At 71.7% G+C, this 6,449-nt stretch carries 3 protein-coding genes and 1 pseudogene; 1 reads left to right on the forward strand and 3 read right to left on the reverse strand.

The features are described from left to right. Window positions 1-172: 172 nt before the first annotated feature. Together AAHZ94_RS26410 and AAHZ94_RS26415 are read right to left on the reverse strand one after the other, a co-directional pair. A complete protein-coding gene (locus AAHZ94_RS26410; protein ID WP_349995820.1) occupies window positions 173-2,758 on the reverse strand; it encodes an ABC transporter permease in 2,586 nt (861 codons plus the stop codon). After that, window positions 2,755-3,543 carry an ABC transporter ATP-binding protein gene (locus AAHZ94_RS26415; protein ID WP_349995821.1) on the reverse strand — a complete coding sequence of 263 codons (789 nt, stop codon included), beginning with the start codon at window positions 3,541-3,543 and terminating at the stop codon, window positions 2,755-2,757. The genes AAHZ94_RS26410 and AAHZ94_RS26415 overlap by 4 nt, the downstream gene beginning before the upstream one ends. Window positions 3,544-4,441: 898 nt before the next feature. On the opposite strand from AAHZ94_RS26415, the gene AAHZ94_RS26420 reads away from it, so the two are divergent. Further along, window positions 4,442-6,244 carry an MFS transporter gene (locus tag AAHZ94_RS26420; protein WP_502964790.1) on the forward strand — a complete coding sequence of 601 codons (1,803 nt, stop codon included), beginning with the start codon at window positions 4,442-4,444 and terminating at the stop codon, window positions 6,242-6,244. Here the strand turns inward: AAHZ94_RS26420 and AAHZ94_RS26425 are convergent. Then, window positions 6,241-6,449 (reverse strand): annotated as a pseudogene (locus tag AAHZ94_RS26425) (hypothetical protein); the annotation flags it as partial. The gene AAHZ94_RS26420 and the pseudogene AAHZ94_RS26425 overlap by 4 nt on opposite strands.

Consider the following 6,449-nt stretch of genomic DNA (forward strand, 5'->3'; position numbering starts at 1 on the left):
GCGGGGCGCGGGTTTCAGGTGGGTGTGGGACTGGCCTGGAGTGGGCGCGGGCGCGGGCCGCCGGCGGCGGCCCCCCCCCCCCCCCCCCCCCCCCCCCCCCCCCGGGGAGCCCCCCCCCCCCCCCCCCGCCCCCGGGGGAAAAAGCCCCCCCCCCCCCCCCCCCCCGGCCCGGCTAATCGGTGGCGATGGCGTTGAGGACGTTCATCCGGCCGGCCCGGAACGCGGGGACCAGGGCGGCCAGCAGGCCGACCACCGCCGCCCCGACGAAGACCGTGCCGATCGTGGGCCACGGGATCTCCAGGGTCTTCAGACCCTCCAGGGCCAGCAGCTTCTGGGCCGTGATGCCCCAGGCCATGCCGAGGCCGAGGCCGAGCAGGGCGCCGAAGAGGGCGATGACCACCGACTCCAGCCGGATCATGCGGCGCATCTGGCGGCGGGAGAGGCCGATGGCGCGCATCAGACCGATCTCGCGGGTCCGCTCGACCACCGACAGGGCCAGGGTGTTCACCACACCGAGGATGGCGACGATGATCGCGAGGCCGAGGAGGCCGTAGACCAGGTTGAGCAACTGGCCGATCTGGTCTTCGAGCAGCTTCTTGTAGTCGGCCTGGTCGCGGACCGTGACGTCCGGGTAGCCCTTCAGCTCGGCCTTGATCGACGCGTACGCCTCGCGGTCCTGGCCGTCCTTGGCCACCGCGAACATCATGATGTTCTGCGGCATCTGGTCCGGCGAGATGTAGTCCTGCGCGGTCTCGACGCCGATGTACAGGGCGCCCTTGTTGAACGCCGTCTCCTCGGAGGTGATGACCTTCACCGTCAGCTTGGCGGTGCGGTCGCTCTCCGCGAAGCGGACCGTGAGCACGTCGCCCATGCGGATCTTGTTGTCCTTGGCGAAGCCTTCCGGGACGCCGATCGCGTTCTTGCCGTACGCGTCGGCGAGCTTGCCCTCGACGACCGGGGAGCGCAGGTCCTCGGCGTAGCTGAGGCTCGCCGCGTCCAGGTCCTCCTTGACCTTCTTGCCCGCCGACGTGGTGATCGTGGCGCCTTCGAGGATCTTGTAGTCGCTGACGTGGTCGAGGTGCTTGGCACGCTTGACGGCCTGCTCGACCTGCGGCTTGATGCTGCCGTTGTCGGGCTGGACGATGAAGTCCGCGCCCACCGACTTGTCGAGTTCGTCGCTGGCCGAGGCGACCATCGAGGAGCCGACCACGGACAGGCAGGCGACCAGGGCCAGGCCGATCATCAGGGCCGCGCCGGTGGCGCCGGTGCGGCGCGGGTTGCGCAGCGCGTTGCGTTCGGCCATCCGGCCGACCGAGCCGAAGGCCCGCAGCAGGATCGCGCTCAGCACCCGGACCACCACGCCGGCCAGCAGCGGGCCGATCACGATGAAGCCGATCAGGGTCAGCAGCAGGCCGACGGCGAGGAAGCTCGCCCCGTCCTTCGCCGTGTCGGCGCCCGCGGCCATCACCAGGCCCGCGGCGCCGCCGCCGGTCAGCAGCAGGCCGAGCACGGCCCGTACCTTGCCGGCGCGGCCGTCGGCCGGGGTGCCGGCGTCGCGCAGCGCGGCCATCGGGGAGATCTTGCCGGCCCGCCGGGCCGGGATGTACGCGGCGACCACGGTGGTCAGCACGCCGATGACCAGGCCGACGACGGGCGTTGCCGCCTTGATGGTCAGCTCGGAGGTGTCCAGGTTCAGGCCCATGGTGCCCATGAGCTTCATCAGGCCGATGGCGAGGCCGATGCCGCCGGCGACGCCGAGGACGGAGCCGACGATGCCGAGCAGCAGCGCCTCGAAGAGCACCGAGCGGTTGATCTGCCGGCGGCTTGAGCCGATGGCCCGCATCAGGCCGATCTCGCGGGTCCGCTGGGCGACCAGCATCGAGAAGGTGTTGACGATGAGGAAGATGCCGACCAGGACGGCGATCCCGGCGAAGCCGAGCATCGCGTACTTCATGACGTCCAGGAACGAGCCGAGGTCGTCCTTGTTCTCCGCCTTCGTCTCGGCCTTGGTGAGCACCCGCAGGTGGTCCTTGTCGGCGCCGAGGCTGGCGATGACGGTCTGCTTGAGGTCCTCGTTGCTGACGCCGGGGGCGGCGGTCAGCGCGACGGAGGTGTACGCGTCGTCGGCGCCCAGGAGTTGGCGCTGGGCCGACTTGTCGTCCAGGTAGAAGAGTGAGGAGCCGGGGTTGGTGACGTCCAGGGTGACGATGCCCGTGATGGTGGCGGTGAAGTCACCGGGCACGGCGATGATCCGTACCTTGTCGCCGATGTCCAGGTGCTTCTTGTCCGCCGTGTCGGCGTCCACCATGATCTCGGTCGGGCCGCGCGGGGCGCGCCCCGAAGAGATCTTGCTCGACTTGGTCTCGCTGGGGTCCCAGTTGGAGGCGACCGAGGGCGCGCCGTCGGCCAGGGCGATCTTCTTGTTGTCCATGTCCACGGCCGTGATGGACGTGGAAGTGACGTCGCCGCTCGCGGCCTTGACGCCCTTGACCTTGGCGAGTTCGGCGACCTTGGTGGCCGGGATGGTGGGCACCTTGCGGGTGCGCTGCACGTCGTCGCCCTTGGGGGCGTCCTTGTGGCTGACGTTCACGTCCGGCGCGGTGGCCGAGAAGATCTTGTCGAAGGTGGAGTTCATGGTGTCGGTGAAGACGAGCGTGCCGCAGACGAAGGCCACCGACAGCAGGACCGCGACGGCCGAGAGCGCCATCCGTCCCTTGTGCGCGAAGAAGTTGCGCATCGAGGTCTTGAAGACGGTCATGACACACGCCCGCGCGCGTCGAAGTGCTTCATCCGCTCCAGGACCGAATCGGCGGTCGGGTGGTACATCTCGTCGACGATCCGGCCGTCGGCCAGGTACAGCACCCGGTTCGCGTACGAGGCGGCCACCGGGTCGTGGGTGACCATCACGATGGTCTGGCCGAGTTCGTCCACGGAGCGGCGGAGGAAGCCGAGGACCTCGGCGCCGGCGCGGGAGTCGAGGTTGCCGGTCGGCTCGTCGCCGAAGATGATCTCGGGCCGGGCGGCGAGGGCGCGGGCGACGGCCACACGCTGCTGCTGACCGCCGGAGAGCTGGTTGGGGCGGTGCTTGAGCCGGCCGGCCAGACCCACGGTCTCCACCACGCGGTCCAGCCAGGCCCGGTCGGGCTTGCGGCCCGCGATGTCCATCGGCAGCGTGATGTTCTCGATCGCGTTGAGCGTGGGCAGCAGGTTGAACGCCTGGAAGATGAACCCGATGCGGTCGCGCCGCAGTTGGGTCAGCTTCTTGTCCTTGAGCCCGGTGATCTCGGTGTCGTCGATGTAGATCTGGCCGGAGGAGACGGTGTCCAGGCCGGCCAGGCAGTGCATCAGGGTGGACTTGCCGGAGCCGGACGGGCCCATGATGGCGGTGAACTGGCTCCTGGCTATGTCCACGTCGACGTGGTCGAGCGCGACCACTCGGGTCTCACCCGCCCCGTACGCCTTGACCACCTGGCGTCCACGCGCGGCAACGGCCGTATGCCCTCCGCTGCCCCCGGTCCTCGGAATCGATACAGCCGTCGTCACGGTCTTCTCCTCAATCGGTGTCCTGAGCGGTCCCTGCCGCGTACTTAAGACTCGTCCAACGAGGGCGTGGCCGCGATGGTGCTCAGCGCCCTATCCGCCCTGGGGCTAACCCCACCATCGGGGTCCTGCCGCCTCCACCAACCCTAGGGAGAACAGGGCTCTGACCTCGTCATCCGTCGGAACGAACGCGAAGTGGGGGGCCGGGCACCGCATCCCCTAGGGGGTCGGTCCGCCGCCCCACCCGCCGTCTCAGGGTGCACAGGGGCGGGGTGTCCGCCCCCGCGGCACGGCACGGGTGCGTGCGGCCCGGCGCGGGATGGGTACGGCCCGGTGTGGGCGCGGCCATGACAGGAGTGGGCCCGGTACGGACCGAGGTCGGGGTTCCCTACGGGGGCGACGGCGGGGCGTCCGGGACGTACGGGGCGGCCTCGGGCCGGAGTTGCCGCGCGGGGTGGAGTTGCCGCGGGGCGGGTTGCCTTGCGGGGTGGGTTGGAGTGGGTGGGTTGCATCGCGGGGTGGGGTTGCCGCGCGGGGTGGGTTGGGGTGGGGAGTTGGGTGTGGGTGTGTCGTTGGGTGTGGATGTGCGGGGTGTGGGTGTGGGTGTGCGCGTGGGTGTGGGTGTGCGGGTTTCAGGTGGGTGTGGGTGTGCGGGGCGCGGGTTTCAGGTGGGTGTGGGACTGGCCTGGAGTGGGCGCGGGCGAGGGCCGCCGGCGGCTCCCGCCCCTCCCCCAACGCCCCCTGACCGCAGTGTTCGCGCCATCCCACTCCCCATCGGACAGGGGGAAACAAGCCACCACGGGCCCCCGTCCCAAGGCGTGGGCCGGCCGGTATCGCGCGCGTCCCGCCGCGTGGAAGGGTGGAGGCTACAACGAACGGTGGAGGAGCAGGGGGCAGCACAGTGGGGGGCACCACAGGCGATACGGAACGACCGCCCGTACCGGAGGCCACCGACCCGGCGGAGCCGACCGCCGACCGCCGCGGACCCGTCGTCGCCGCCCTGATGTTGGCGATGGCGCTCGCCGCGCTGGACTCCACGATCATCTCCACGGCCGTCCCCCAGATCGTCGGCGACCTGGGCGGCTTCTCGGTCTTCTCCTGGCTGTTCTCCGGCTATCTGCTGGCGGTCACGGTGACGTTGCCGGTGTACGGGAAGCTGTCGGACACCTTCGGCCGCAAGCCCGTACTGCTGGTGGGCATCGCCCTGTTCCTGGTCGGCTCGCTGCTGTGCGCCACCGCCTGGAACATGGCCAGCCTCATCGCCTTCCGCATCGTGCAGGGCCTGGGCGGCGGGGCGTTGCAGGGCACCGTGCAGACCATCGCCGCCGACCTCTACCCGCACCGCGAACGCGCCAAGATCCAGGCCAGGCTCTCCACCGTGTGGGCCACCTCGTCCGTCATCGGCCCGGCCTTCGGCGGCCTGATCGCCAGCTACGCCGACTGGCGCTGGATCTTTCTGGTCAACTTGCCGGTGGGCGCCGTCGCACTGCTGCTGATCGTCCGTCACCTCCAGGAGCCGGCCCGTACGGAGCGCCCGGAGCGTACGAGCCGTACGGGGCGGGCCGGGGACGCGGCGGGCACGGGGAAGCGGGCCGGGCCGCGGGTCGACTGGGCCGGGGCGCTCGGCATCTTCTGCTGCGGCAGCCTGCTGCTGACCGCGCTGGTGCAGGGCGGGGTGGCCTGGTCGTGGTGGTCGACGCCGTCGCTGACGCTGCTGGCGGCGGCCGTGGTGTGCGGGGTGGTCACGGTGGCCATCGAGCGGCGCGCGGCGGAGCCGATCATTCCGGGCTGGGTGTGGCGCCGGCGGACCATCGCCGCGGTGAACCTGGCGCTCGGCGGGCTCGGCCTGTTGATGATCGCCCCGACCGTCTTCCTGCCCACCTACGCGCAGTCGGTGCTCGGCCTCTCGCCGACCGCCGCCGGCTTCGTGCTGTCCGTGATGACGCTGAGCTGGCCGATATCGGCGGCCCTGAGCAACCGGGTCTACCTGCGCATCGGCCACCGGCAGAGCGCCGTGCTCGGCATGGGGCTCGCGGCGCTGATCCTCTGTGCGTTCCTACTGCTGCCCTATCCGGGTTCGGCCTGGCAACCGGCGCTCATCATGCTGCTGCTCGGCGCGGCCCTCGGCATCTTCCAACTCCCGCTGATCATCGCCGTGCAGTCGTCGGTGGGCTGGTCGGAGCGGGGCACGGCGACCGGTTCGATCCTCTTCTGCCGACAGGTCGGGCAGAGCGTGGGGGCCGCGCTGTTCGGGGCGGTCGCCAACGCCACGATGGCCGCCCGGCTCTCCGACGCCCCCGGATCGCTCGGCGGCGACCTGCCGGGCGACCTGGACGGGGTCTCGCGCGCCCTGGAGCACCCCGGCGACCTCTCCGCCGAGGCCGCCGACTACCTGCGGCGCGCGGTCGACGACTCGGTGGACTACGTCTACCTGGGCGCCGCGGTGGCCGCCGCCCTCACGGTCCTGGTCCTACTGCTGCTCGCCCCGCGGGTCTTCCCCGTGTACGAGGAGGAGCCCGGGCCCGGGTCCGGGCCCACGGCTGGGCCCGGGCCCGGTGAAGCGCCCGGGTCCGGTGCGGCGCCTGCGGCGGGCGAGGGCCTCGTACCCGGTACGGCGCCTGCGGCCGGCGGGGGCCTCGTACCGAGTGAGGCGCCCGTACCCGGAGGGGACCCCGTACCCGGCAAGGACGCCGCGACGGGTTAGGAGGTCCTGGACTCCACCGGCGGGGCCGGGAGTGCGACCTCGATCGTCTCCTCTTCGTCGCCGATCCTGCGCGGCGCGGCGGGGCGGGCGGCGGCTGGCTCGGTCGACTTGGCGGCGCGGCCGACGACGCCCACCGCATCGGCCACCGCGGTCTCCCCCGCGTGCGGGTCGGGGGCGTGCGGAGCGGGGGCGGCGGCCGGGTCGC

The organism is Streptomyces sp. HSW2009 (assembly GCF_040240285.1).
Classification (GTDB): domain Bacteria; phylum Actinomycetota; class Actinomycetes; order Streptomycetales; family Streptomycetaceae; genus Streptomyces.

Excerpts from the sequence above, each read along its gene's own strand:
- AAHZ94_RS26410 (WP_349995820.1), bottom strand. The coding sequence starts at position 2,758 with ATGACCGTCTTCAAGACCTCGATGCGCAACTTCTTCGCGCACAAGGGA.